Annotated in this window: 25 protein-coding genes, 1 pseudogene and 1 riboswitch; of the genes and pseudogenes, 10 read left to right on the top strand and 16 right to left on the bottom strand. The window is 60.4% G+C overall.

The window, feature by feature from the left end; translation table 11 throughout:
- Positions 1 to 78: 78 nt before the first annotated feature.
- Entirely contained in the window at positions 79 to 1,566 is a 1,488-nt protein-coding gene (gene der, locus CYR55_RS11345; RefSeq protein WP_101816250.1) for a ribosome biogenesis GTPase Der, read from the top strand.
- A gap of 60 nt (positions 1,567 to 1,626) precedes the next feature.
- Positions 1,627 to 2,586 carry an AEC family transporter gene (locus CYR55_RS11350; RefSeq protein WP_101816251.1) on the top strand — a complete coding sequence of 320 codons (960 nt, stop codon included), beginning with the start codon at positions 1,627 to 1,629 and terminating at the stop codon, positions 2,584 to 2,586.
- A 4-nt stretch (positions 2,587 to 2,590) separates the two neighbouring features.
- Here CYR55_RS11350 and CYR55_RS11355 read toward each other — a convergent pair whose 3' ends face one another.
- Positions 2,591 to 3,418, bottom strand: coding sequence for an MBL fold metallo-hydrolase (locus CYR55_RS11355; RefSeq protein WP_101816252.1), 828 nt, complete (start codon positions 3,416 to 3,418; stop codon positions 2,591 to 2,593).
- Positions 3,419 to 3,557: 139 nt separating this feature from the next.
- On the opposite strand from CYR55_RS11355, the gene CYR55_RS11360 reads away from it, so the two are divergent.
- On the top strand, positions 3,558 to 3,779 hold the full coding sequence (locus CYR55_RS11360; RefSeq protein WP_101816253.1) for a zinc ribbon domain-containing protein: 222 nt from the start codon (positions 3,558 to 3,560) through the stop codon (positions 3,777 to 3,779).
- A gap of 9 nt (positions 3,780 to 3,788) precedes the next feature.
- On the opposite strand, the gene CYR55_RS11365 is transcribed toward CYR55_RS11360, so the two are convergent.
- From CYR55_RS11365 to xseA, 3 genes are all read right to left on the bottom strand, one after another.
- Complete coding sequence (locus CYR55_RS11365) at positions 3,789 to 4,151, bottom strand: protealysin inhibitor emfourin (protein WP_101816254.1); 363 nt, start codon at positions 4,149 to 4,151, stop codon at positions 3,789 to 3,791.
- The gene (locus tag CYR55_RS11370) at positions 4,151 to 5,197 is read right to left on the bottom strand and encodes a M4 family metallopeptidase (RefSeq protein WP_101816255.1); all 1,047 of its coding nucleotides are present in this window, start codon (positions 5,195 to 5,197) and stop codon (positions 4,151 to 4,153) included. Before CYR55_RS11370 ends, CYR55_RS11365 begins: the two co-directional genes overlap by 1 nt.
- 139 nt (positions 5,198 to 5,336) lie before the next feature.
- On the bottom strand, positions 5,337 to 6,713 hold the full coding sequence (gene xseA, locus CYR55_RS11375) for an exodeoxyribonuclease VII large subunit (protein WP_420912732.1): 1,377 nt from the start codon (positions 6,711 to 6,713) through the stop codon (positions 5,337 to 5,339).
- Positions 6,714 to 6,883: 170 nt separating this feature from the next.
- On the opposite strand from xseA, the gene guaB reads away from it, so the two are divergent.
- Positions 6,884 to 8,347 (top strand): IMP dehydrogenase, encoded by a 1,464-nt coding sequence (gene guaB / locus CYR55_RS11380; protein ID WP_101816256.1) that lies wholly within the window; start codon positions 6,884 to 6,886, stop codon positions 8,345 to 8,347.
- Positions 8,348 to 8,421: 74 nt separating this feature from the next.
- Positions 8,422 to 9,999, top strand: coding sequence for a glutamine-hydrolyzing GMP synthase (gene guaA, locus CYR55_RS11385; protein WP_101816257.1), 1,578 nt, complete (start codon positions 8,422 to 8,424; stop codon positions 9,997 to 9,999).
- Positions 10,000 to 10,071: 72 nt separating this feature from the next.
- Here the strand turns inward: guaA and CYR55_RS11390 are convergent, their stop codons facing one another.
- Both CYR55_RS11390 and CYR55_RS11395 read right to left on the bottom strand, forming a co-directional pair.
- Complete coding sequence (locus CYR55_RS11390) at positions 10,072 to 10,389, bottom strand: helix-turn-helix domain-containing protein (RefSeq protein ID WP_101816258.1); 318 nt, start codon at positions 10,387 to 10,389, stop codon at positions 10,072 to 10,074.
- Between the two features lies 1 nt (position 10,390).
- A pseudogene (locus tag CYR55_RS11395) lies at positions 10,391 to 10,735 on the bottom strand (type II toxin-antitoxin system RelE/ParE family toxin).
- Positions 10,736 to 10,968: 233 nt separating this feature from the next.
- On the opposite strand from CYR55_RS11395, the gene iraP reads away from it, so the two are divergent.
- Positions 10,969 to 11,250 carry an anti-adapter protein IraP gene (gene iraP, locus CYR55_RS11400; RefSeq protein ID WP_101816259.1) on the top strand — a complete coding sequence of 94 codons (282 nt, stop codon included), beginning with the start codon at positions 10,969 to 10,971 and terminating at the stop codon, positions 11,248 to 11,250.
- A gap of 137 nt (positions 11,251 to 11,387) precedes the next feature.
- On the top strand, positions 11,388 to 11,618 hold the full coding sequence (locus tag CYR55_RS23320; RefSeq protein ID WP_146000975.1) for a hypothetical protein: 231 nt from the start codon (positions 11,388 to 11,390) through the stop codon (positions 11,616 to 11,618).
- 240 nt (positions 11,619 to 11,858) lie between these two features.
- On the opposite strand, the gene CYR55_RS11405 is transcribed toward CYR55_RS23320, so the two are convergent.
- Positions 11,859 to 12,299: a GNAT family N-acetyltransferase gene (locus CYR55_RS11405; protein ID WP_101816260.1), complete on the bottom strand. Its 441-nt coding sequence runs from the start codon at positions 12,297 to 12,299 to the stop codon at positions 11,859 to 11,861.
- Between the two features lie 213 nt (positions 12,300 to 12,512).
- Here CYR55_RS11405 and CYR55_RS24135 point away from each other — a divergent pair, with 213 nt between their 5' ends.
- Positions 12,513 to 12,647 carry a hypothetical protein gene (locus CYR55_RS24135; protein WP_277622330.1) on the top strand — a complete coding sequence of 45 codons (135 nt, stop codon included), beginning with the start codon at positions 12,513 to 12,515 and terminating at the stop codon, positions 12,645 to 12,647.
- Between the two features lie 60 nt (positions 12,648 to 12,707).
- On the opposite strand, the gene CYR55_RS11410 is transcribed toward CYR55_RS24135, so the two are convergent.
- Positions 12,708 to 13,139 (bottom strand): hypothetical protein, encoded by a 432-nt coding sequence (locus CYR55_RS11410; RefSeq protein WP_101816261.1) that lies wholly within the window; start codon positions 13,137 to 13,139, stop codon positions 12,708 to 12,710.
- Between the two features lie 171 nt (positions 13,140 to 13,310).
- Positions 13,311 to 13,402: riboswitch (TPP riboswitch) on the top strand.
- Positions 13,403 to 13,439: 37 nt separating this feature from the next.
- On the opposite strand from CYR55_RS11410, the gene thiM reads away from it, so the two are divergent.
- Both thiM and thiD read left to right on the top strand, forming a co-directional pair.
- Positions 13,440 to 14,246 carry a hydroxyethylthiazole kinase gene (gene thiM / locus CYR55_RS11415; RefSeq protein ID WP_101816262.1) on the top strand — a complete coding sequence of 269 codons (807 nt, stop codon included), beginning with the start codon at positions 13,440 to 13,442 and terminating at the stop codon, positions 14,244 to 14,246.
- Entirely contained in the window at positions 14,243 to 15,043 is an 801-nt protein-coding gene (gene thiD / locus CYR55_RS11420) for a bifunctional hydroxymethylpyrimidine kinase/phosphomethylpyrimidine kinase (protein WP_101816263.1), read from the top strand. The genes thiM and thiD overlap by 4 nt, the downstream gene beginning before the upstream one ends.
- A 25-nt stretch (positions 15,044 to 15,068) precedes the next feature.
- Here thiD and gutQ read toward each other — a convergent pair whose 3' ends face one another.
- From gutQ to mdtD, 8 genes are all read right to left on the bottom strand, one after another.
- On the bottom strand, positions 15,069 to 16,040 hold the full coding sequence (gutQ, locus tag CYR55_RS11425; protein ID WP_101816264.1) for an arabinose-5-phosphate isomerase GutQ: 972 nt from the start codon (positions 16,038 to 16,040) through the stop codon (positions 15,069 to 15,071).
- Between the two features lie 66 nt (positions 16,041 to 16,106).
- Positions 16,107 to 16,787, bottom strand: coding sequence for a GntR family transcriptional regulator (locus tag CYR55_RS11430; protein WP_101816265.1), 681 nt, complete (start codon positions 16,785 to 16,787; stop codon positions 16,107 to 16,109).
- Positions 16,788 to 16,861: 74 nt separating this feature from the next.
- On the bottom strand, positions 16,862 to 17,761 hold the full coding sequence (yegS, locus tag CYR55_RS11435) for a lipid kinase YegS (RefSeq protein ID WP_101816266.1): 900 nt from the start codon (positions 17,759 to 17,761) through the stop codon (positions 16,862 to 16,864).
- 488 nt (positions 17,762 to 18,249) lie between these two features.
- On the bottom strand, positions 18,250 to 19,608 hold the full coding sequence (gene trhP / locus CYR55_RS11440; protein ID WP_101816267.1) for a prephenate-dependent tRNA uridine(34) hydroxylase TrhP: 1,359 nt from the start codon (positions 19,606 to 19,608) through the stop codon (positions 18,250 to 18,252).
- Positions 19,609 to 19,804: 196 nt separating this feature from the next.
- Positions 19,805 to 20,143, bottom strand: a complete 339-nt coding sequence (locus tag CYR55_RS11445) for a YegP family protein (RefSeq protein WP_101816268.1) — start codon at positions 20,141 to 20,143, stop codon at positions 19,805 to 19,807.
- A gap of 198 nt (positions 20,144 to 20,341) precedes the next feature.
- Positions 20,342 to 21,055 carry an envelope stress response regulator BaeR gene (gene baeR, locus CYR55_RS11450; RefSeq protein WP_101816269.1) on the bottom strand — a complete coding sequence of 238 codons (714 nt, stop codon included), beginning with the start codon at positions 21,053 to 21,055 and terminating at the stop codon, positions 20,342 to 20,344.
- Positions 21,052 to 22,437: an envelope stress sensor histidine kinase BaeS gene (gene baeS, locus CYR55_RS11455; protein ID WP_101816270.1), complete on the bottom strand. Its 1,386-nt coding sequence runs from the start codon at positions 22,435 to 22,437 to the stop codon at positions 21,052 to 21,054. The genes baeR and baeS overlap by 4 nt, the downstream gene beginning before the upstream one ends.
- Entirely contained in the window at positions 22,434 to 23,867 is a 1,434-nt protein-coding gene (gene mdtD, locus CYR55_RS11460; protein WP_101816271.1) for a multidrug transporter subunit MdtD, read from the bottom strand. Before mdtD ends, baeS begins: the two co-directional genes overlap by 4 nt.
- Between the last annotated feature and the right edge of the window lie 3 nt (positions 23,868 to 23,870).

Genomic DNA, 23,870 nt, shown 5'->3' on the forward strand with positions numbered 1-23,870 from the left:
TTCGTCTTTTGAAACGCGGCACCTGAAAATAGAAGATGCCACGTAACATTTTGTTTTTTAAGTAATGAGGCTGCAACAATGATACCTGTCGTCGCGCTGGTCGGGCGCCCGAATGTGGGTAAATCCACCTTATTTAACCGTTTGACCAAAACGCGTGATGCGTTAGTGGCGGATTTCCCCGGGCTGACGCGTGACCGCAAGTATGGTCGTGCTGAAGTTGAGGGCCACGAGTTCATCATCGTCGATACCGGCGGGATTGACGGCACCGAAGACGGCGTTGAAACGCACATGGCCGGTCAGTCGCTGCGCGCCATTGAAGAAGCGGACATCGTTTTGTTCATGGTCGATGCGCGTGCCGGCCTGATGCCGGCGGATGAGGGCATTGCCAAACACCTGCGCAGCCGTGACAAAGCTACCTTCCTGGTCGCCAACAAAGTTGATGGGCTGGATGCCGATTCCGCTGCGGCAGATTTCTACTCACTCGGTATGGGCGAAGTCCATGCGATTGCCGCATCCCATGGCCGCGGCATCACCCAGCTGATCGAACACGTGCTGCTGCCGTTTGTGGATCATGAAGAACCCGCTGAGCTCACCGAAGAGGAGTCGAATGCCGCGTACTGGGCTGAGCAACTGGGCGAAGAAGAGGCCGCCGTGGCCGCCGCGGAAGCGGAAGATAATTTCGACCCGGAATCCCTGCCGATCAAACTGGCGATCGTGGGCCGCCCTAACGTCGGTAAATCGACCCTGACTAACCGCATTCTGGGTGAAGAGCGTGTGGTGGTCTATGACATGCCGGGCACCACCCGTGACAGCATCTACATTCCGATGCAGCGTGATGAGCGTGAGTATGTGCTGATCGACACCGCCGGGGTGCGTAAGCGCGGGAAAGTCACCGACACGGTGGAAAAGTTCTCGGTGATCAAAACCCTGCAGGCGATCGAAGATGCCAACGTGGTGATGCTGGTGATTGATGCGCGTGAAGGCATCTCCGATCAGGATCTGTCGCTGCTGGGCTTCATCCTCAACAGCGGCCGCTCGCTGGTGATTGTGGTCAACAAGTGGGACGGGCTGTCGCAGGAAATTAAAGATGAAGTGAAAGATGCGCTGGATCTGCGCCTTGGCTTCATCGACTTTGCCCGTATTCACTTTATCTCTGCCCTGCACGGCAGCGGCGTGGGTAACCTGTTTGAATCGGTCAACGAAGCGTACCGTTGCGCGACCCGCCGCGTCAGCACCTCTCTGTTGACCCGCATCATGCAGATGGCCGCCGACGACCACCAGCCACCGCTGGTACGTGGCCGCCGCGTGAAGCTGAAATATGCCCACGCCGGAGGTTACAACCCGCCGATTGTGGTGATCCACGGCAACCAAGTGCAGGATCTGCCGGACTCCTATAAGCGTTACCTGATGAACTACTACCGTCGTTCGCTGGAAGTGATGGGCACGCCGATCCGCATTCAGTTCAAAGAGGGTGAGAACCCGTTTGCCGGTAAGCGCAATACCCTGACGCCAAACCAGATGCGTAAGCGTAAGCGCTTAATGAGCCACCTGAAAAAAGGCAAATAACGTTCGTGGGATGCACAATCAGTGCATCCCTTTTTTTTGGTATGACGGTAAGGAAGGGAGATGTTCTGGCAGACCTGGAGTTTTGCGTTGGGCGTGACGGTGCCCAATCTGTTGTTACTGGTATTAGGGGTAGTATTAAAGCGGGCCGGCATCATGGACGATCATTTCTGTGATAAAGCCAGCCGGGTCGTCTTCAACGTCGCCTTGCCCTGTCTGCTGTTTTTCAGCGTCTCCACCCATACCGGCAGTGAAGAGGGCATGAACCTGCCGCTGGCGGTCTATGGCGGGGCGGCGACGCTGGTCACCTTTCTGTTGCTGGAGCTGGTGGCGATTAAGTTGGTCAAAGACCCGCGCGAACGCGGCATCTTTGTGCAGGGCGGGTTTCGCGCCAACACCGGCATCGCCGGGCTGGCCTACGCCTCTCTGGCGTTCGGCAAAGAGGGCGTGGCGCTTGGCTCCATGTATATCGCTATCACCGTGATCCTGTTTAATGTGCTGTCGGTGATTACCCTGAGCCGCAGCCTGCAACGCGGGGCAGGGAAGGGGCTGGACGTCGCGGCCATTCTGCGCGGCATCGTCACTAACCCACTGATTATCGGGCTGGTGCTGGGTCTGCTGTTTAAGGAAACCACCTGGACAATGCCGGACACGCTGTACAAAACCGGCGAATTTATCTCCGGCATGGCGCTGCCGCTGGCGATGCTGTGCGCCGGGGCGAGTCTGGACTGGCGCGCCATGTTCCGCAGCTCCAACGTGGCCGGTTACGCCACCGTGGCGCGGGTGCTGGTGGTGCCGGCGCTGATGACGCTGGGCGGCGCGCTGCTGGGGTTCCATGGCGCGGCGCTGGGGGTGATTTTCCTGTTTTCCTGCACCCCGACGGCGGCGGGCAGCTATGTGATGACGCGGGCAATGGGCGGCAACGCCACGCTGGCCGCCAACATCATCGCCCTGACCACTCTCGGCTCATTTTTTACCACGGCTCTGGGCCTGGCGCTGCTGCGCGGCCTGCACCTGGTCTGACTCCTCAGGGTGCCGCCAGCCGTTCAAGCTCTTTGGCGTCATGGCTGCAAAACATCGTGACCCCGGCAGCGGGGTCACAGGAGAGCGCCCGCAGCCGCTGCTGGTTATGGCGGCGGGCCTGACGATCCGCTTCCATCATCCATTGGTAGAACCGCAGCCCCGGCGTGCAGTGCCGGTCGGGCCGGCCCACTTCATCCCGGTAGAAATAGGCATCGCCCGCGTGCAGCAGCCAGCCATCCCCGGTCTGGAGCGCTACCCCGGCGTGGCCATGGGTATGCCCGGCCAGCGGGATCAGTAACACCTCCGGCGGCAGCCCGGTCAGCCCGCGTACTGCGTCAAAACCGTGCCAGCCTTCGCCGCCCGGCTGGTAAAAGTGCCACTGCCGCACCTGTGCCCACTGTACGTCCCGGTAGCGCCCCCGGTTCAGCCAGTGGCGGCGGTCGCGTGCCGCATCGGCTTCCCGCTGCAACACATGCACCTGCGCCTGCGGGAAATCACTCAGCCCTCCGGCATGGTCAAAATCGAGGTGGGTCAGCACAATGTGCTGCACATCCGAGGGAGAGAACCCCAGCTGCCGGATTTGGCTCAGCGCCGTATCCTGCTGGCGGTAACGGATATTATTCAGCACGCGGAAGAACGGGGCCAGCCGCTGCTGCGGTTGTGCCATATCCTCGCTGCCGAAGCCGGTATCCACCAGCACCAGCCCATGCCGCGGCGTCTCCAGCAGCAGGCAGTGGCAGGTGAGGTGGGCCGTCAGCCCTTTGCTGAAGCCGTCATAAAAGGCACCGCCGAGCGGGCACATACAGCCGCAATTCAGATGATGGATATGCATGGTGCTCCTTCGCTGAGGGGGAAAAGGTTAAGTGTAAGCCAGCCACAGGAAGTTGCCCGCCGCCACCGGGGCGCTACACTGGAATAAGGGGCAGCACCTGATTGTCAGGGCGCAGCGGCCCGCAAAAAAGGAGAAAATAATGGACGCAGTATGTCCTGTCTGTAAGCAGACAATGAGCCGGCACGGGGATCACTACCATTGTGCACAGGGCCACGGGGATTTCCGGCAGAAGGTGGTATGCCCGCAGTGCCATCAGCCGCTGGAGGTACTGAAAGCCTGTGGCGCGGTGGACTATTTCTGCCCACACGGCCACGGCCTGATTTCCAAAACGCGGGTGGAAGTCTGTTACATTCCCTCTTAAGGCTGTGCCTTAGTGGCCGGGGGGAATATCCGGTTTGCCGTCACCGTCCAGATCGCCATATTTCCATAGCTTGATAAGCTCCTCCGGCGTGCGGGTTTCAGGAATGACCAGCACCCAATCCTGATAATCCGCGGAGGTGAAATGAAGCTCCAGCCGGAAATAGCGTTGGTCGCCGCGCCCGGCCTGGCCGGGCTGCTGCTGGGCATAGGGCAGAATCTGGTTAATCAGATGGCAGATGCGCTCACGCGTCTCTTCGCTGACATCGGTCAGCGCGATGCGGCGCGGCCCGTTCAGCTTGGGAATAAAGGCGAACCCGCCCTCACGCACCAGGATGATCACCGTATCCGGGTTCAGTTCTGAAAGCGGGTGCATTACACCACTCCCACCTGCTGCCACGCGGTTTGCACGGCCTGGGCGGTGGCGCTGTCGAAACGCGTTTGCGCATGCCGCACGGTAAACTGGGCAAAGGTTGCGAAATCCGCATCCTGCGGCAGGGTTTTATCACACACCGTGTCATACCAGATGTACCCGGCGCGCTCCCAGGCATAACCACCCAGCGCGGTGGCCGCCAGGTAAAAGGCCCGGTTAGGGATGCCGGAATTCAGGTGGACGCCGCCGTTATCGTCACGCGTCTGAACGTAATTATCCATGTGCGCCGGTTGCGGGTCTTTGCCGAGCAGCGGGTCATCGTAGGCGGTGCCGGGTTCTGACATCGAGCGCAGCCCCTTGCCGTTGATGCCTTTCGCCAGCAACCCTTCACCGATGATCCAGTCAGCCTGATCGGCGGTCTGTTTGCGCTGGAACTGTTTGACCAGTGAGCCGAACACGTCAGAGAGGGATTCATTCAGCGCCCCGGCCTGCTGGAAATAGATAAGCCCCGCTTCGCTCTCGGTGACGCCGTGCGCCAGCTCATGGCCAACCACATCAATGGCGATGGTGAAGCGATTGAAAATCTCGCCATCACCGTCGCCAAACACCATTTGGTCACCGTTCCAGAATGCGTTCTGGTAGTTCTTGTCGTAATGCACGGTGCCGCTCAGCGCCAGCCCTTTGCCGTCCAGGGAGTTGCGCTTAAACGCCTGCCAGAAGAAGTCATAGGTTACGCCGAGGTAGTCATAGGCCTCGGTGGCGGCCACGTCATCGTTGGCGGGCTGGCCCTCGCTGCGCACCAGCTGGCCCGGCAACGCGGTCTCATTCTGCGCATCATAGATCTTACGCTGTACCTGGCCCGGCGCGGAGACGTCCGGCGCCTGGGATTTAGCAAACGGCTCGGCCATCAGCGTGCGAACGTGGGTCAGCGTCTGCTGGGCGTGGGTACGTTGCGGGTCAGAGCCATGCTCGATAATGCGGCGCAGGATGTAAGGGGGAATAACGCTGTAGGGAACCTGGGAATGACGTGGGGTCTTGCCGTCGCTCATGCCGAATCTCCTTATCAGAAATGCCCGGAAGGCGGAATACTGTCAGGACGGTTAACGATAACCGCCTGATTCACAGTATAGTCCGGATGAGCAGGGTGGGGGATTTTTACCCAATCCTGACAAACCCGCGGCGAGGGGATCAGCGTGTTGGCGTGCGTTTACGCGGCGTTTTCACCGGCGTAATGTGGGTCACTTCGCTCTCAACCCAGCCGTCGGCCAGCCGGGTGGTCAGGCGGTCACCCGGTTGCGCCTGCGCGGTTTTCTTCAGCACGCCGCCCTCTGCGGTGGTGGTCACGCTGTAGCCGCGTGCCAGCGTCGCCAGCGGGCTGACGGCCTCAAGCTGGGTGCAGGCGGTGCCGAAACGCTGTTTCTGCTGGGCAAGCTGGAGGGCCAGCGCCTGATTCAGCCGGTAGCGCAGCTGTTGCACCCGCTGCTGGGTACGGTGGATGCGGGTCTGCGGCGGATGCTGCAATAGCCGCTGTTGCAGGCGATCGGCGCGGCGTACCCATTGGCGCAACCGCTGCTGCATCGCCTCATCCAGCCGGCGGCGCAGGCGGAACAGCGCGGTCTGCTGGCGCGAGAGGCGTAACTGCGGGTGCTGCTGTTGCAGGCGGTGATGCAGCCGGGTGAACTGCCGCGCCCGCTGGGCGAGGAAATAGTCCATCGCCATTTCCAGCCGCTGCTGCTGGGACTGCATCCGGCGCAGCAACTCCAGCTGGTTACGGCTGACAAGCTCCGCAGCGGCCGAGGGGGTCGGCGCGCGCAGATCCGCCACGAAGTCCGCAATCGTTACGTCCGTTTCATGGCCGACGGCGCTGACCACCGGGATACGGCTGGCGAAAATCGCGCGCGCCACCCGTTCGTCATTAAAGCTCCACAAATCTTCCAGCGAGCCGCCGCCGCGCCCGACAATCAGCACATCACACTCATTGCGCCGGTTGGCGGTCTCAATGGCGCGCACAATCATCATCGGCGCGTCAGCGCCCTGCACCAGCGTGGGGTAGATCACCACCGGCAACGACGGGTCACGGCGTTTCAGCACCTGCAACACATCGTGCAGCGCCGCGCCGCTGGCGGAGGTGATAACGCCCACCTGTTTGGCCGGGGAGGGGAGCGGCTGCTTGAATTGCGCATCGAACAGCCCTTCATCCGCCAGCGCCTGCTTGAGCAGCTCATATTTTTGCTGCAACAGCCCTTCACCGGCCGGTTGCATACTTTCGGCAATCAGCTGGTAGTCGCCGCGCGGTTCATACAGGGTGATGGTGGCGCGCATCAGCACCTGCTGGCCATTCTGCGGGCGGAAGGTGCTGCGGCGGTTAGCATTGCGGAACATGGCGCAGCGCACCTGTGCCCGGTCATCCTTCAGGGTGAAATACCAGTGGCCGGAGGCGGGTTGCGACAGGTTGGAGATTTCGCCGGAGAGCCAGATCTGGCCCATTTCACCTTCCAGCAGCTGTCGCACCGTCTGATTCAGGCGGCTGACCGTAAAAATTCCTGGGGAAGATAAATTCGGCATTGTGATCTTGATCAAATTTTAAAACAGGGACTTAATTGGTCGATACTACAGGGCTGTAACAGGTAATCAAGGGTTTTAGGAAAATAGTGCTGGAGGCAATCGATTACGCTCTGTATAATGCCGCGGCAATATTTTATCTTTTTCGCAGCCACCCTGGTGAGATATTGCCCATGCTACGTATCGTAAAAGAAGCCCTGACGTTTGATGACGTTCTGCTCGTTCCCGCCCACTCCACTGTCCTGCCGAACACGGCCGATCTCGGCACGCAACTCACGGCAAAAATCCGCCTGAACATCCCGATGCTCTCTGCCGCCATGGATACCGTTACGGAATCCGGCCTGGCGATTGCGCTGGCTCAGGAAGGCGGCCTTGGGTTCATCCACAAAAACATGTCCATTGAACGCCAGGCCGAAGAGGTCAGCCGGGTGAAGAAACATGAGAGCGGCGTGGTCACTGACCCGCAAACCGTGACGCCTGCCACTACCCTGCGCCAGGTGAAAGAGCTGACCGCCCGCAACGGTTTCGCCGGTTACCCGGTCGTCACAGAAGAAAATGAGCTGGTGGGCATCATCACCGGCCGTGACGTGCGCTTCGTGACCGACCTCGACCAGCCGGTCACCGCCGTGATGACTCCGAAAGCGCGCCTGGTGACGGTGAAAGAGGGCGAAGCCCGCGACATCGTGCTGCAAAAAATGCATGAAAAGCGCGTGGAAAAAGCGCTGGTCGTCGATGCCAGTTTCCACCTGCTCGGCATGATCACCGTAAAAGATTTCCAGAAAGCTGAACGTAAACCCAACGCCTGTAAAGATGAGCGCGGCCGCCTGCGCGTCGGCGCAGCCGTGGGTGCCGGCCCGGGCAACGAAGCGCGTGTTGATGCGCTGGTCGCGGCTGGCGTAGATGTATTGCTGATCGACTCCTCGCACGGCCATTCGGAAGGCGTGTTGCAGCGCATCCGTGAAACCCGGGCCAAATACCCGGATCTGCAAATCGTCGGCGGCAACGTCGCCACCGCCGCAGGCGCGAAAGCGCTGGTTGAGGCGGGCGTCAGCGCCGTGAAAGTCGGCATCGGCCCCGGCTCTATCTGCACCACCCGTATCGTGACCGGCGTGGGCGTCCCGCAGATCACCGCCATTGCTGATGCGGTAGAAGCGCTGGAAGGCACCGGCATCCCGGTGATCGCTGACGGCGGCATCCGCTTCTCCGGTGACATCGCCAAAGCGCTGGCGGCAGGCGCTTCCTGCGTGATGGTCGGCTCCATGCTGGCGGGTACTGATGAATCCCCGGGTGAAATCGAGCTGTATCAGGGCCGTTCGTTCAAATCCTACCGCGGCATGGGCTCACTGGGCGCGATGTCCAAAGGCTCCTCTGACCGCTACTTCCAGACCGATAACGCCGCAGACAAACTGGTGCCGGAAGGGATCGAAGGCCGCGTGGCCTACAAAGGGATGCTGAAGGCGATTGTCCACCAGCAGATGGGCGGCCTGCGCTCCTGCATGGGCCTCACCGGTTGCCCGACCATCGATGACCTGCGCACTAAAGCGGAGTTCGTCCGCATCAGCGGCGCCGGCATTCAGGAAAGCCACGTGCACGACGTGACCATCACTAAAGAGTCACCGAACTACCGCATGGGCTGATAAGCGTGGCGGCGGCCCCGGCTGCCGCCCGTTGATTTTTCTTCTTTTTTCTCTGTTTCTGGAATTCGCCTCACATGTCAAAAAATATCCATAAGCATCGTATCCTGATCCTGGATTTCGGTTCTCAGTACACCCAATTGGTTGCGCGCCGCGTTCGTGAAATCGGCGTTTATTGTGAACTGTGGGCATGGGACGTTACCGAAGCGCAGATCCGCGACTTCAACCCGAGCGGCATTATTCTCTCCGGCGGCCCGGAGAGCACCACCGAGCTGGACAGCCCGCGCGCGCCGGAATACGTCTTCAACGCCGGTGTGCCGGTGTTCGGCGTCTGCTACGGGATGCAGACCATGGCGATGCAGCTGGGCGGCCATGTGGAAGGCTCCAACGAGCGTGAATTCGGCTATGCACAGGTGGAAATCCAGACTGAAAGCGCGCTGATCCGTGACATTCAGGACGCCCTCAGCCCGACCGGCCAGCCGCTGCTGGACGTCTGGATGAGCCACGGTGACAAAGTCACGGCGATCCCGTCTGATTTCGTGACCGTCGCCAGCACGGACAGCTGCCCGTTTGCCATCATGGCGAACGAAGAAAAACGCTTCTACGGCGTGCAGTTCCACCCGGAAGTGACCCACACCCGTCAGGGCCAGCGGATGCTGGAGCGGTTTGTGCTGGACATCTGCGGCTGTGAAGCGCTCTGGACCCCGGCCACCATCATTGAAGATGCGGTTGAGCGCATCAAACAGCAGGTGGGCAACGATCAGGTGATCCTCGGCCTCTCCGGCGGCGTGGACTCCTCCGTCACTGCGATGCTGCTGCACCGCGCCATCGGCAACCGTTTGACCTGCGTCTTTGTGGACAACGGCCTGCTGCGCCTGAACGAGGCGGATCAGGTGCTGGAGATGTTCGGTGACCATTTCGGCCTGAACATTGTGCATGTCCCGGCGGAGGAGCGTTTCCTGTCCGCGCTGGCCGGCATCGACGATCCGGAAGCCAAGCGCAAGACCATCGGCCGCGTATTCGTTGAGGTGTTCGACGAAGAGGCCAGCAAGCATGAAGAGTTCAAATGGCTGGCGCAGGGCACCATCTACCCGGATGTGATTGAGTCTGCGGCCTCTGCCACCGGCAAAGCGCACGTGATCAAGTCCCACCACAACGTCGGCGGCCTGCCGAAAGAGATGAAACTGGGGCTGGTGGAACCGCTGAAAGAGCTGTTCAAAGACGAAGTGCGCAAAATCGGCCTGGAGCTTGGCCTGCCGTATGACATGCTCTACCGCCATCCGTTCCCGGGGCCGGGCTTGGGTGTGCGCGTGCTGGGCGAAGTGAAGAAAGAGTTCTGCGACCTGCTGCGCCGCGCAGACGCCATCTTCATTGAAGAGCTGCACAAAGCCGATCTCTACCACAAAGTCAGCCAGGCCTTTACGGTGTTCCTGCCGGTGCGCTCTGTGGGCGTAATGGGCGATGGCCGTAAATATGACTGGGTCGTCTCGCTGCGTGCCGTCGAAACCATCGATTTCATGACCGCGCACTGGGCGCACCTGCCGTATGAGTTCCTCGGCCGCGTCTCCAACCGCATTATCAACGAAATCAACGGTATCTCCCGCGTGGTATACGATATCTCCGGCAAACCGCCGGCGACCATTGAGTGGGAATGATTTCTCCGCCGTTCACCCCAAAAACCGCCCTTCAGGGCGGTTTTTTTATGGCGATAGCCGCAGGCCGGGCAATCAGGAGAATACCACTTTCAGGCTGCCCGGCGACCGGCGGGGTTTGCCGACGACGATGTGTACATCCCGGCCTAATCTGGTCAGGCACTCCAGCATTTTCACTTCACTGATACCGCGGAATTGCCCACGTAACATATTGGATAAGCGAGGTTGCGTCATGCCCAGCGCTTTTGCAGCCTGTGCCTGAGTTAACGCGCGGCTTTTAATGATGGCACCGATCGTGGCCGCCAGTTGGGCTTTAATCTGCATTCCTTCAGCATCGTCCAGGCCAAGATCGGCATAAACATTACCGCTGCCGGTTTCGATTTCGTGGCTCATTTTATGCTCCTCTAGCATGGTCTTCTGCGGCTTTCAGGCGTTTACGGATTTTATCCATATCAGGTTTTGGGGTCGCTATCCCTGACGTTGATTTTTTCTGAAAAGCATGGAGAACATAGACAGCCGCACCATATTTAACGGTATACACTGCCCGGTATGTATCACCTGTATAATCCTCAACCACTTCCATCACGCCAGCACCACTGAAGCTTTTCAAGGGTTTAGCCTGAGGATGTTTATTACCACATTGTGCGAGTTAAAGCGCAAATCCAAAGACGTCCTGCACATCATCAGGAAGACATTGAAGATCTTTTTTGCTGCTGCCAATCCAATAGAGCGGTTTCATGTGCGAAATCCCTGCGCTTAATTATACCCATATAGGTATAAATTACCACGTGGCTTACGTTATGCACCGGGCTGTATAGGGATCTGGAACGTGCTTTCCATAAATAGTCCCACCCCGCAGCACCTCACAATTACGCATAAAAAGTTACGCTTTGTCTTAAAGGCGTGAGATGGCGCTATGCCTTGTGAAAAGGGAGTGCTAGGGTCTACAGACGCGGACTAGAGAGGTGGCTTATGCAAAATCTGGTGGCAGACGTACTGATTAAAATGTCAAAAATCGAGGTGGAAGCCAAAGAATTGACCGCGCAGGTAGAGGCACAATCCCTGTTGCTGGCAGCCATCATCCTGATGCTGGATAAAACCCTGACGGAAAACGTCACCCAAACCATTAACCAGGCGATAGTGACAGCGGCCAAAGAATCAGATGAAATCATGTCTTCTGATGTCGATCTTTTACTGTCACATGTAGGCCGGTTATTAGCGTTACCTGAATTCGTAAAAGCAAAATCCGAATAATCTGAAGCAGGCAGCTTAAACGGCTGAATCGGTTAAAATTCAGCCATGCTGCGGTCTCCAGCCCGGTTTACCCGTTTCACAATGTGTTAAATCGCTGCTAGGCTTGTTAGTATTTGCTAACAAAATGCGGAGGAAATGTGAACGAAGATTTAAATGATGAAGACAGCACCAAAGTCTGTCCTGAGTGTCTGGCAAGTGGCGACGATTACATGACCCAGGTAAAAAGCATTAAGGATAGTCAAAGCGGAAACACCATTATTAACGTCCGGTACTGTGCGCACTGCGGCAATATCATCAGTATGTCCAGTGAGGAGATCCACGCAGAGCACCATACCCCCGTGCCAATACGGCGCAAGGTGTCAGGATGAAAACCAGCCCGTGTTGAAAAGCATAAAAAGAAAGGAAAAGGTAACATTTGCTCTACTTAAGATGCCCGGCACAGGCCCTGCATCTGCTCATACACCGCAAGGGACACTGCTTTGGGGGGAGTTTAAGGCCATAGGGTGTTATCAGCCCGCCGCTCCCCAGCTTCTCACTCCTGTCACGGCAGCACAGCAGGTTTACCCCTTCGAATAATTATCGGGAAACCTGTCTGTGACTGACCGTGTTTACCCCTCTTTTTTCTGATCAAGCCGGTAATGCAGCAAATAGTAATCGCCTTTTGGGGCGGTACCCCGGCTGACCTTCTCCCAGCCATGGCGCTGGTAAAACCGCAGGGCGCGCTCATTTTTCACCAGGCACTTTAACGCACCGGTATGGGTAAATGTGGCTTGCGCCGCCTTCAGCAGCGCAAGCCCGATGCCGCGGCCCTGTGCCTCCGGCGCGACAAACAGGTTATGCAGGAAATTTTCCGCATCAAACAGGGAGGCAAATCCCACCGGGCGGCCTTCTTCTTCGGCCACCAGCACCGTTTCCCCCAGCACCGCACGGTCAAAATCTTCCAGTTGCCAGCCGCTGCTCGCAAGCCAGGGCCAGGCCTGTTTGCGGGCCGCGAGATACAGGGTGCGCAGGAAGGGGCGATCGGTTTCCTGATAGGGGCGTACAATCATTGGCGTTCCTTTAACGGGGGCAGGCCACCGCCTGACGGGGCGTGATTTAGCCTGATGAGCAGGTCACTGAGACGGCACCGTGCGCCCTTCAGCATGATTTATCTAATTGATTGAAATTATAGCGCTAACTGACCAGATGTGATCATTATGGCCTTGAGGGGCAGCCGCGCCGTCACTAGGCTAAAGGCTCCAGCTCAGTGCAGTGAGGTCATCATGGGAACCCGAAAAGTGGTGCGAGACACTGAAACCGGCCAGTTTGTTGAGCCCGGTGAAGCCAAAAAACGGCCGAAATCGACGGTGACCGAAACCATCAATACGCCGTCGAAAAAGAAGAAAAAAACGCAGTAACCGCCTCTGTGAAAGCGCCCGCCAGGGCGCTTTTTTCATGCATCAAGAAGCCAGTAGCGCTTAACGTACCCCGTTGGCCGTCAGCGAAATCACCGGCATCACGGCGACACCGTCAGTATAAAACAGGTCTGAGTTTGTGAACGCGTAAACGCGCCCGCTCAGCGTGACGCTAATGTGATTGCCATAGCCTGAGATCTTTGCCTCGCCTACATCCGTGACCAGAAACGGTGTGCGTTCTTTCAGGTGCGGCATCGGGTCACCCGGCAGTGCGCCATCCAGATAATAGCGGTAGACCTCAGAGACCGTCGCCCCGCCGCTCTGGTATTTTGTCACATACAGAAACGTGCTTTCCGTGATGCGCCGCTGGGCGTAGAGGGCGTCCTCCGGCGCGCGGTTAACATAACACTGATAGCACGCATAACCAGCGACCAGCAACAGCAGTACGCCGGTGAGCGCTGCGTGTAAGCGGCTAATGATGATGTTGTTTTGCATACTTCCTCACGGTAGGGGGGCGCTGTTTGCGAGGGGCGCAACATAACCGGCAACAGGGATTTTTTTCATTAACCTCTGTCATCTCTTATGCTTGTCGCCGGTGAAAAAGGCCACGATCCGATTTGCAACCTGCCTGCCGGCTGCTTATGCTGATGCCGCGTTTGAATACCAAACCATGACTCGGGGTGCCCGCAAGGGCTGAGACTTTACCCGTATTACCTGACCTGGATAATGCCAGCGTAGGGAAGTCACGCTGCCTTACCGGCATCGCCTTCTTTCACGCCGGTAAGGAGAATCATGATGTTGTCCCCTGCCGATCCCGCCGCTCCGGCGACCTTTCCTGTTGATGCTGCCGCTGAGTGCTGGGCGCAGTTCCGCCGCCGTGCACCCCTGGTGCACTGCCTGACCAATGAAGTGGTGCAATCCGTGACGGCCAACCTGTTGCTGGCCGCCGGGGCCTCGCCCGCGATGGTGGTGGAGCCGCAGGAGGCCGCGCAGTTCAGCGCGCTGGCCGATGCACTGCTGGTGAACCTCGGTACCCTGAACCACGCCCGCGCAGAGAGTATGCTGGCCGCGATTGAGAGTGCCAATGCGGCCGGTACGCCCTGGACGCTGGACCCGGTGGCCGTCGGCGCGCTCACCTATCGCACGGCGTTTGCCCACCGGTTACTGGCCCTGCGCCCGGCGGCGATCCGCGCCAATGCCTCGGAGATCCTCGCGCTCTGCGGCCAACCGGCGCTGGGGCGCGGCGTCGACAGCGGGGATGACTCACTACAGGCGCTGCCCGCCGCCCGTGAACTGGCGCAACAGACCGGCGCGGTGGTCGCGGTCACCGGCCGGGTGGACTACGTCACCGACGGACAAGCGACCTGGGCGATCCCCGGCGGCCATCCACTGATGACGCGGGTAGTCGGCACCGGCTGTGCGCTGTCGGCGCTGGTGGCCGGTTTTTGTGCGCTGGAGGGGCCGCGGCGGGATCGGGTGGCCGCCGCGTGCGCATTGATGGCGCGCGCCGGGGAGCGGGCGGCGTCACAGGCGGCCGGGCCGGGCAGTGTGCTGCCGCGGCTGCTGGATGAAGTCTATCAACTGGTGGAGGGCGGGGTATGACGCGCATTAACGCCCTGACCATCGCCGGCACTGACCCGAGCGGCGGCGCGGGCATTCAGGCGGATCTCAAAGCCTTCTCCGCGCTGGGCGCTTACGGCACCAGCGTGATCACTGCGCTGGTGGCGCAAAATACCCGCGGGGTGCAGTCGGTGTATCACATCGATCCGGGATTCGTGGCGGCGCAGCTCGACTCGGTACTCAGCGATGTGCGCATCGACAGCGCCAAAATCGGCATGTTGGCCAACAGTGAGGTGGTGGTGGCGGTGGCCGAACGGCTGGCCCATTATCCGGTGCCGTATGTGGTGCTGGACACGGTGATGCTGGCGAAAAGCGGCGATCCGCTGCTGACCCCGGACGCGGTAGAGGCGATCCGCCGCCGGTTGTTGCCGCAGGTCTCGTTGATCACGCCGAACTTGCCGGAAGCGGCGGCGTTGCTGGCGTGCGCCCCGGCGCGTAATGAAACCGAGATGCGTCAGCAAGGGCGGGAACTGCTGGGCATGGGGTGTCAGGCGGTGCTGATGAAGGGCGGGCACCTCAGCGAAAGCGAAAGCCCGGACTGGCTGTTTACCCGCAATAGCGAGCAGCGCTTTACCGCGCCGCGCGTGGCGACCCGCCACACCCACGGCACCGGCTGCACGCTCTCCGCCGCGCTGGCGGCGCTGCGGCCGCGCCATCCTGACTGGGCCGCGACGGTACAGGCGGCGAAAGCCTATCTGCAACGGGCGCTGGAGCAGGCCGACACCCTGGAAGTGGGGCAGGGCATCGGCCCGGTACACCATTTCCACGCCTGGTGGTAAGGCACCCGGTCAATAAAAGCGGTGGTCAGCCAATCCCGGCCTGATGCAGGTCGTGCAGGTTGAGCGCGCCGACCAGCGTGCCGTTCACATCCACCACCGGGGCGGCACCGATATGGTTGGCGTGCAGCGCTTCCAGTGCTTCGCCGGCGCGCCATTGAGCGGGCAGCAGGAAACCGGGGCGGGTCACGGCGGGCAGCAGCGGTTGTTGCAGCGTGTGGCCGCCCACCAGCCAGCGCCGCAGATCGCCGTCGGTGAACACGCCGAGCACCCGCTGCTCCTCATCGCACACCGCCACCAGCCCCAGCCCGGTGCGGCTCAGCTCCAGCATTGCTTCCATCACCGTGGCATCACTGCGCACCTGCGGAATACGTTCGCCGGTACGCATCAGGTGGTGCACGCGGTTCAGCAGGCGGGCGCCCAGGCTGCCGCCGGGGTGGGAGCGGGCAAAATCCTCCGCGCCGAAACCACGCCGGCGCATCAGCGCCATCGCCAGCGCGTCGCCCATCATCAGGGTATTCACCGCACTGGAGGTCGGCGCCAGCCCCATCGGGCAGGCTTCACGCTCGACACTGATGTCCAGCACGCAGGCCGCCTGTTGCGCCAGCGGTGAGGCCAGCCCGCCGGTGATGGCGATCACCGGTGTGCCGTTTTCCGCCAGCAGCGGCAGGATCAGGTCCAGCTCTTTGGCGCGCCCGGAGTAGGAGATAAAAATCATCACATCCCCACGGCCTATCATGCCGAGATCGCCGTGCAGCGCTTCCGCCGGGTGGACGAAAAAGGCCGGGGTGCCGGTACTGGCCAGCGACGCAGCGATCTTCTTGCCGATATGGCCGGACTTGCCGATGCCGGAAACCACCGCCTTGCCGTTGCAGGCCAGCAGCAGTTCGCAGGCACGCACAAATTGCCCGTCCAGCCGGGCCAGCAGGCGCTGCGCCTCGGCCAGTTCTATCTCCAGGGTTTCGCGGGCAAAGGCCAGCAGCGGGTGATGTTCTTGCATTGCAGGGTTCCTGTTAACGTAAGGGGCGTTACCGTAAACCATGACGCCCGGGGCAGACCGGCCGCGTTATAACGCGCCGAACCAGTCGCTGTTTTGTTCCGCAATCGGCGTAATCGAGTAGATCAATTCCTGAAGGTGCCGGCGGATCGCCGCTTCGGCGGTGTCGGCGTCGCGCGCCTTGAGGGCGGACACGATCTCCTGATGCTGGGCGATCAGGCTGTCCGGCGGCGATACCTTGCTGAGGCTGAGGAAACGCACCCGGTCCATGGTTGCTTTGATCGACTCAATGGTCTCCCAGGCCAGCGCGCAGTCGGCAATCCGCGTCAGCAACTGGTGGAACTGGTCGTCGAGCGCCAGGAATTCCCGCGTTTGCCCACCGGCGGCGGCCAGCGCCTGCCGGTTCAGGTTGTGTTCCAGTTGCTGGATCTGCGCATCGGTGATCATCTCTGCGGCGCGGCGCACAATGGCGCACTCCAGCGCCTGGCGGATAAACCGCGCATCGGCTACCTGTTTGGCGGAGATCTTGCGCACAAAGGTGCCGCGCTGCGGCAAAATCTGCACCAGCCCGGCTTCCGCCAGCTTGATGAACGCCTCGCGCACCGGCTGGCGGGAGACGCTGAAACGCAGCGAAATCTCTTTTTCCGACAGCAGGGTGCCGGGCGCGATGCTGCAGTCGATAATATCCTGACGCAGCAGGCGATAAATCTGCTGGTTAACGGGCACGCTATTCAGAAGTTCAGACGGCATAAGGCAGAACGGCTCAGCTAGGGGCGATGCCCCGCAGTGTAACACGGGGCGATTACAGGGATCATTGCGGGGGATTATCCCAGCAGCGGGCAGTTGGGCGGCAGGCGGCAGGCGATCGCCTCCGGCAGCACGTCGATGCGGAAATGGGTGTCGCTCAGCGGCTCGCCGTCGAGGTTGAACGTCATCTCGTGCGGCGCGTTGATCTCCAGCCACGGCAGCGTCGCTGAGATCACGTTCTGGTTCTCTTCACCATTGAGCATACTGCGCAGGAAGGCCGGCACCAGCTCCTCTGAGGTAAACAGCCGCAGTTGCAGCAGCCGGTCATTGATCAGCGCCTCCGGGCAGAGCGCCTGGCCGCCGCCCGCCTGCTTGCCGTTACCGATGCCAATCACCAGCGCGTCACCTTCCCAGCGGAAATCCGGCCCGGTGATCACACAATGGTCCGCTTTCAGGGTATCCATGCGCATCAGGCCATGCAGCAGGTAGGAGACGCCGCCAAGCGCAGACTTCAGCTTCTCCGGGGTTTCTGTGGTGATGCGGGTGCCGAAGCCGCCGGTCGCCATGTTGATGAAGAAGCGATCCTGGTTAACCTGCACCAGATCGATGGCGTACGCGTGGCCTTTTACCGCCAATTGCAGCGCGTTCTCCAGCGTGTCCGGGATGGCGCAGGCGGTGGCGAAGTCATTGGCGGTGCCGAGCGGCACGATGCCCAGCGCCGGGCGTCGTGCCGCGGGGATGCGGTAGAGCGCGGTGGCCACCTCATTGATGGTGCCGTCACCGCCCCCGGCAATCACGGTATCTGCGCCGAGCGCGGCGGCCTCTTCCACAAACCGCCCGGCGTCGCCCTGTTCCCAGGTCACGCGCACATGCAGGGTCACGCCATCCTGACGCAGGGCAGTGACCGCCTGGCGGAGATCGTCGTTCTCCGCCCCTTTTCCATTAAGGATCAGTACATTGACTGATGATTCTGACATCGCAAACTCCCGGCTGTGAAGCGGACCACGGGCACCGTGCCCTGAACTGAGTATAAGATAAACCAGAACGGCCGCGGGCCGGTACTGGCGATCCGGCGGCCCAAATAAAGCAGACAAATCTTAGGGGTAAAGCAATAACGGAAAAAACCGGCAAATAAAAGAGAAAAAAAGATGATAAATCAGGCTTTTTTATTTCCCGATGTTTTTTATAAAGGGAAAAAACGGAAAATACCACCGTCATAATGAAAGAAATAATCAATTAACCCTGTAAATGAAATAAGCCAATCCCTTAGCTGATTTTATTTTAACCGGCTGATAAAAAAGAAAAAGCCGGGCCAAGGGAGATTGGACCGGCGAAGGAGGTGGTTCCTGAATATCAGTAATGCTGTTTTTGATTCTTAATTAGCGACCCAGATAGTACGCATCAATACCGCTTATTGATGTGATCGGATTCTAAAAACCATGAAAAACCCGGATACCTGCTGCGGCTATTCGGCCATGCTGGTCGGCAGGTTACGCAACAGCAGCGCAAAACGGGTATCAAGGTTGTCCGGCACCGGGATCCAGACGATGTGTCCGTCACCCGGCGCGACGTCCACCGCATCCCCTTTCTGGTTGCGCATGGTTTCCAGGGTAAACACGATATTGCCGGCGGGGGTCATCAGTTCCACGCTGTCACCGCGCAGGAAACGGTTCTTCACCGCCACCTCGGCCCAGCCCTCCCGGCATTCACCGGTAAACTCACCGACAAACTGCTGGCGGTCGGACATCGAATGCCCATAGGCGTAGTTCTGCTTCTCATCATGGGTATGGCGGCGCAGGAACCCTTCGGTGTAGCCGCGGTGCGCCAGCCCCTCAAGCGTGGTGAGCAGCGTCGGGTCGAACGGTTTGCCGGCTGCCGCGTCATCAATCGCCCGGCGGTAAACCTGCGCGGTGCGGGCGCAGTAGTAGAAGGATTTGGTGCGCCCCTCAATTTTCAGCGAGTGCACGCCCAGTTGCGTCAGCTGATCAACATGCTGGATGGCGCGCAGATCTTTGGAGTTCATGATGTAGGTGCCGTGTTCGTCCTCGAACGCCGACATCGCCTCGTCCGGTCGCTGGCGTTCGGCCAGCATAAATACCCGGTCAGTGGGCGCGCCGATGCCGAGCGTCGGCTCCACCTGTTTTACCGCAATCGGCTCATGCTGGTGGACGATGTTCCCCACGTCATCCTCTTTGCCCTCCTGCACGTTGTATTCCCAGCGGCAGGCGTTGGTGCAGGTGCCCTGGTTCGGGTCACGTTTGTTGATATAGCCCGACAGCAGACAGCGCCCAGAGTAGGCCATGCAGAGCGCGCCGTGCACAAACACCTCCAGCTCCATCCCCGGCACCTGGCGGCGGATCTCGGCGATCTCTTCCAGCGCCAGTTCGCGAGACAGGATCACCCTGGTCAGCCCCATCTGCTGCCAGAATTTCACCGTGGCCCAGTTCACCGCGTTCGCCTGCACCGACAGGTGCACCGGCATCTGCGGGAACGCCTCACGCACCAGCATGATCAACCCCGGATCGGACATGATCAGCGCGTCCGGCCCCATTTCCACCACCGGTTGCAGATCTTGCAGAAAGGTTTTCAGCTTGGCGTTATGCGGGGCGATATTTACCACCACATAGAATTTTTTGCCCAGCGCGTGCGCCTCCAGGATGCCGAGCGCCAGATTCTCATGGTTAAACTCGTTGTTGCGTACCCGCAGGCTGTAGCGCGGCTGGCCGGCGTACACGGCGTCGGCCCCGTAGGCAAAGGCATAACGCATATTCTTCAGCGTGCCGGCAGGCGACAGCAGTTCGGGGGTAAAAGGTGTTGATGGCATGATACGGCTCTTCTGATGACAGGTCAGGCTGCGCAGCAGGGCGCAGAGAACATGGAACAGGAAACAATGGGGGCAATACCCGCAAAAAGATTAAGGCCGGAATTGTAGGCGGATGCGCGCGCCGGTGCAATGCTCTGGCGGAGCTCATCCTGAGCCGGAGCCTGGCAGGGCGCGCGCGGGGCAGAGGGGAAAAGGGTCAGTGGGTCAGATCACGGATGTCAGTACTGGTGCCGTTACGCGTCACAGACTGAATGCCGTTACGCGCCGCGCTTTCGGAATTGTAGGTTTCACTGACCCCAATCACCTGGGCGTTTTTGGCTTTCAGAACAAAATAGGGTTGATTGCTGCTGCTGTGTTTGAGTTCATACTGCGCCTCATCCGGCGCATTGGTCTGCACAGAACTGATGCCGTGCTCCGCCGAGGCTTTGCTGGCGTACATCTCACTGTTGAGAATAATCTCGCCGTTGCCGGCTTTCAGTTCGAAATGGTAGCGTCCGTTTTTGGCTTTTTTTATCTCATAATGCCCGATTGCCATGGTAAGGGTCTCCTCTTTCAGAATACTCCGACCAAGTGTAGCCAAGCGGAATCCGGCTGGTGCGATCAAAAATTAACCAATTGTGCCTTTGCTAAAAGGTTGTGATCCGCGTCAAAATTCTGTACCCCGCGGGGCGCAACCCGCAATAAATAGCCGGTTGCTGCATATTTTTAACCCATTTATCCAGATTTCGGGCACTTACTCCAGGTGGCAGGCGTCTGCCTCCCAGCGGTAGCCCACGCCATACACCGCGCGGATGAACGGCTTCTCGCCGTCGATCGCTTCCAGTTTGCGGCGCAAATTTTTGATGTGGCTGTCGATGGTGCGGTCGGTCACTACCCGGTAATCATCATAAAGATGGTTGAGCAGCTGCTCGCGGGAGAAGACGTGCCCCGGCTGCATTGCCAGCGTTTTCAGCAGGCGGAACTCAGCCGGGGTTAAATCCAGCATTTCGCCCTGGTAACTGGCCTGAAAACGCGCCTCGTCAATGCGCAACGCGTACGCCTCCACCGGGGCCTCCTGCACCCGCAGGCAGCGGCGCAGAATGGTTTTCACCCGTGCCACCACTTCACGCGGGCTGTAGGGTTTGCAGATGTAGTCATCCGCGCCGATCTCCAGCCCCAGCAGGCGGTCGATCTCCTCGATTTTGGCCGTCACCATCATGATCGGCACCTCGGAGAAGCGGCGGATCTCACGGCAGATAGTCAGGCCGTCGGTGCCGGGCAGCATCAAATCCAGCAGGATCATTGCCGGGGGCTGGATCTTCACGGCCGGTACCACCTCGTCGCCGTGGGTCAGCCAGCGGGTCTGGTAACCGGCGGCCTCCAGGTAATCCACCAGCAACTGGCCCAGTTTCGGTTCATCTTCCACAATCATGATTTGCAGTGGGGTATCACTCTGATGGTCGCTCATCTTAATCCTTCAGCAGGGGTAATTAACGGCAGGCTTACGCAGAGCGAAACACCGCCCAGCGGGGAATGGGCCGCATGAATGCTGCCGCCGTGGGCATCCACAATATTCTGGCAGATCGCCAGCCCAAGGCCGGAGCCGCCGCTGGCACGGTTGCGCGAGCCTTCGGTGCGGTAAAAGCGCTCAAAAATGCGCCCCAGCTGATCGTCGCTCAGGCCGGGCGCGCTGTCCTCAACGCAGAGTAACAGGCTTTTTTCCTGTTTTTCACCGCGAATCAGCAGCCTGCCGCCGGGGTCGGTATAGCGCAGGCTGTTCTCCAGCAAATTATTGAACAGCTGGGTCAGCCGGTCAGGGTCGCCGAAGATGATCGCCTGCGGCGGCAACGCGCTGGTAATCGACAGCTGTTTGCCGTTGAAGCGTTCGCGGAACGCCGCCTCCGCCAGCTGGGCCAGGTGCACCACGTCCACCGGCTCTTTGCGGTAGGCCAGCGCCCCGGCATCGGACAGCGACAGCTGGTGCAGGTCATCCACCAGTTTGGTCAGGGTCGCGACCTCGGCCTGTAACGAGAGCAGCGACTCGGGGCTGAGGCGGCGCACGCCATCCTGCATCGCCTCCATCTCCCCGCGCAGCACCGCCAGCGGGGTGCGCAGCTCGTGGGAGATGTCGGCCATCAGGGCGCGGCGCATCTGTTCGTTTTTCTCCAGCGTCATCGCCAGCAGGTTGAAGTCATGCGCCAGTTTGCCCAGCTCATCCTGCGAATCCACCTCCACCCGCGCCGAGAAATCACCGGCGGCCAGCCGGTGGGTGCCGTTGACCAGCCGTTTTACCGGCGCCAGCATCCCGCGGGAGAGCAGCCAGGTGGCCGCCGCCGCCAGCAGCGCCGAGAGTGCGGCAATCATCCAGCTGGTGCGCCGTTGCTGGCGGTCAAAGCTGATGTCGGTGTTGCGCGTCAGCCGCTCCACCGGCGAGGAGACCAGCATCCCGACCTGCCGCCCCTCCACCCGGATCGGCCGCTGCATCCCCTCCGCCGGTACCGCCGAGCGCGGCCCCACCAGCGGCTTGCCCTGTTCATCCAGCACCCAGAACTGGGTGCGCCAGCCGTGCGGCGGCAGGTTGGGGTTATCCTCGTCGTTCTGCTCGAAGGAGCGCAGCATCCGGTAAATCACTTTGTTGTCTTTGCGCAGGAAGGTCCAGCTGCCGTGCTCCTGGTACTGATCTTCCAGCGCCTCGCCAATCATCTCGATCCGCTGCTCGTTGCCGTGGCGGATGTAGTCAATAAAGCCGTGTTCAAAACTCAGGCGCACCCCCCAGTGCATGGTGATCAGCACCAGCATACAAGTGGCGAAAATGGCCAGGAACAGCTTGCCGGTAATGCCGATTCTCATGAAGGCTCCGTGTTGCGCGTGGTGCGTTTAGACCCGGCCCCCGCCGGGGCGGCGGTGTCCGGCACGCGGTTGAAGATCAGCGCCGGCAGCGCGATGATCGCGGCCAGGCAGAGGTAGGTGAAAATAAACGCCCGTTGTACATCCGGCGAGCCGGTCAGGGCACCGGCGTTATCGTGCTGCATAAACACACCGAGCAAAATGCCTGCGGCACTGACGCCGAGGCTCATCGACAGCTGCATCACCATCGACAGCAAACTGTTGCCGCTACTCGCCAGCCGGTTCGGCAGGTCTTTCAGCGTCAGGGTGTTCATGCTGGAGAAGCGCAGCGAGTTGACCATGCCGAGCAAAAACAGCGTCACCGGGATCAGCATGGTCCACCCGGCCAGCCCCACCGCCGGGGTCAGCAGGCTGGTCACCGCCAGCAGCAGCGTGGAAACCACCAGCGCACGGCGGTAGCCGAAGCGGCTCACCACGCGCACCACGATGCGCTTCATGCTCATGCTGCCGAGCACCATCGGCACCATCATCAGCCCGGCGTGGAACGGTGAAAAGCCCAGCCCGACCTGCAAAAAAACCGGCGTCATAAACGGCAACATGCCGCTGCCGAGCCGCCCGAGCAGGCTGCCGGTGAGGCCGATTTTATAGGTCGGGGTACGGAACAGCCGCATCGGGAACAGCGCCGCCGGGTTGAGGTGCGCATATTGCCAGTAGGCCAGCAGCGCTGCCGCCCCGGCAAACACCAGCCAGCCGAGGTCAGCACCGCTCAGCCCCAGGGCGCGCTGGCCATCGAGCGCCAGCGTCAGGGTCGCCATCGCCACCGCCAGCAGCACAAAGCCGCGCAGGTCGAAGCGGCGGGTCTTCAGCGTGTGGTTCGGCATCAGCATCAGCGTCGCTACCGCCCCGGCGATGCCCACCGGCAGGTTAATCAGGAAGATCCAGTGCCAACTGGCGTACTCCACCAGAAAGCCGCCGAGCGCCGGGCCGAGCAGCGGGCCGATCTGCCCCGGGAGGGTCACGAAGGTCATCGCCGCCATATACTGCTCACGCGGCACAATTTTCAGCACCGTCAGCCGCCCGACCGGCACCATCATCGCCCCGCCGATGCCCTGAATCACCCGCGCCAGCACCAGCTGGTTCAAGGTGCCGGAGGCGGCGCAGAACAGTGACCCGAGGGTAAACAGCACAATCGCGGCGAAAAACACCCACTTCACGCCGATGCGGTCTGCCAGCCAGCCGCTGGCGGGCAGCATCACCGCCACTGTCATCACATACGCCACAATCACCGTGTGCATATGCAGCGGGCTTTCGCCCAGACTTTTAGCCATCGAGGGCAGGGCGGTGATCACAATGGTGGTGTCGAGCGTCTGCATGAAAAAGCCAAAGGCGACAATCCACAGTTGCCAGCGGACGGCAGGGGAATAGGCGGGCATCGG

The sequence above is a fragment of the Chimaeribacter californicus genome (assembly GCF_002858675.1).
GTDB classification, from domain to species: domain Bacteria; phylum Pseudomonadota; class Gammaproteobacteria; order Enterobacterales; family Enterobacteriaceae; genus Chimaeribacter; species Chimaeribacter californicus.

Coding starts and splice junctions, on each gene's coding strand:
- CYR55_RS11360 (WP_101816253.1), top strand. CDS start 3,558: ATGGACGCAGTATGTCCTGTCTGTAAGCAGACAATGAGCCGGCACGGG.
- CYR55_RS11445 (WP_101816268.1), bottom strand. CDS start 20,143: ATGGCAATCGGGCATTATGAGATAAAAAAAGCCAAAAACGGACGCTAC.
- trhP (WP_101816267.1), bottom strand. CDS start 19,608: ATGCCATCAACACCTTTTACCCCCGAACTGCTGTCGCCTGCCGGCACG.
- baeS (WP_101816270.1), bottom strand. CDS start 22,437: ATGAGAATCGGCATTACCGGCAAGCTGTTCCTGGCCATTTTCGCCACT.
- CYR55_RS11370 (WP_101816255.1), bottom strand. CDS start 5,197: ATGAGCGACGGCAAGACCCCACGTCATTCCCAGGTTCCCTACAGCGTT.
- baeR (WP_101816269.1), bottom strand. CDS start 21,055: ATGAGCGACCATCAGAGTGATACCCCACTGCAAATCATGATTGTGGAA.
- CYR55_RS11405 (WP_101816260.1), bottom strand. CDS start 12,299: ATGATTGTACGCCCCTATCAGGAAACCGATCGCCCCTTCCTGCGCACC.
- guaB (WP_101816256.1), top strand. CDS start 6,884: ATGCTACGTATCGTAAAAGAAGCCCTGACGTTTGATGACGTTCTGCTC.
- CYR55_RS11410 (WP_101816261.1), bottom strand. CDS start 13,139: ATGCAAAACAACATCATCATTAGCCGCTTACACGCAGCGCTCACCGGC.
- mdtD (WP_101816271.1), bottom strand. CDS start 23,867: ATGCCCGCCTATTCCCCTGCCGTCCGCTGGCAACTGTGGATTGTCGCC.
- CYR55_RS11350 (WP_101816251.1), top strand. CDS start 1,627: ATGTTCTGGCAGACCTGGAGTTTTGCGTTGGGCGTGACGGTGCCCAAT.
- CYR55_RS11390 (WP_101816258.1), bottom strand. CDS start 10,389: ATGAGCCACGAAATCGAAACCGGCAGCGGTAATGTTTATGCCGATCTT.
- CYR55_RS24135 (WP_277622330.1), top strand. CDS start 12,513: ATGGGAACCCGAAAAGTGGTGCGAGACACTGAAACCGGCCAGTTTGTT.
- guaA (WP_101816257.1), top strand. CDS start 8,422: ATGTCAAAAAATATCCATAAGCATCGTATCCTGATCCTGGATTTCGGT.
- thiD (WP_101816263.1), top strand. CDS start 14,243: ATGACGCGCATTAACGCCCTGACCATCGCCGGCACTGACCCGAGCGGC.
- thiM (WP_101816262.1), top strand. CDS start 13,440: ATGTTGTCCCCTGCCGATCCCGCCGCTCCGGCGACCTTTCCTGTTGAT.
- CYR55_RS11430 (WP_101816265.1), bottom strand. CDS start 16,787: ATGCCGTCTGAACTTCTGAATAGCGTGCCCGTTAACCAGCAGATTTAT.
- yegS (WP_101816266.1), bottom strand. CDS start 17,761: ATGTCAGAATCATCAGTCAATGTACTGATCCTTAATGGAAAAGGGGCG.
- iraP (WP_101816259.1), top strand. CDS start 10,969: ATGCAAAATCTGGTGGCAGACGTACTGATTAAAATGTCAAAAATCGAG.
- der (WP_101816250.1), top strand. CDS start 79: ATGATACCTGTCGTCGCGCTGGTCGGGCGCCCGAATGTGGGTAAATCC.
- CYR55_RS11355 (WP_101816252.1), bottom strand. CDS start 3,418: ATGCATATCCATCATCTGAATTGCGGCTGTATGTGCCCGCTCGGCGGT.
- gutQ (WP_101816264.1), bottom strand. CDS start 16,040: ATGCAAGAACATCACCCGCTGCTGGCCTTTGCCCGCGAAACCCTGGAG.
- xseA (WP_420912732.1), bottom strand. CDS start 6,713: ATGCCGAATTTATCTTCCCCAGGAATTTTTACGGTCAGCCGCCTGAAT.
- CYR55_RS11365 (WP_101816254.1), bottom strand. CDS start 4,151: ATGCACCCGCTTTCAGAACTGAACCCGGATACGGTGATCATCCTGGTG.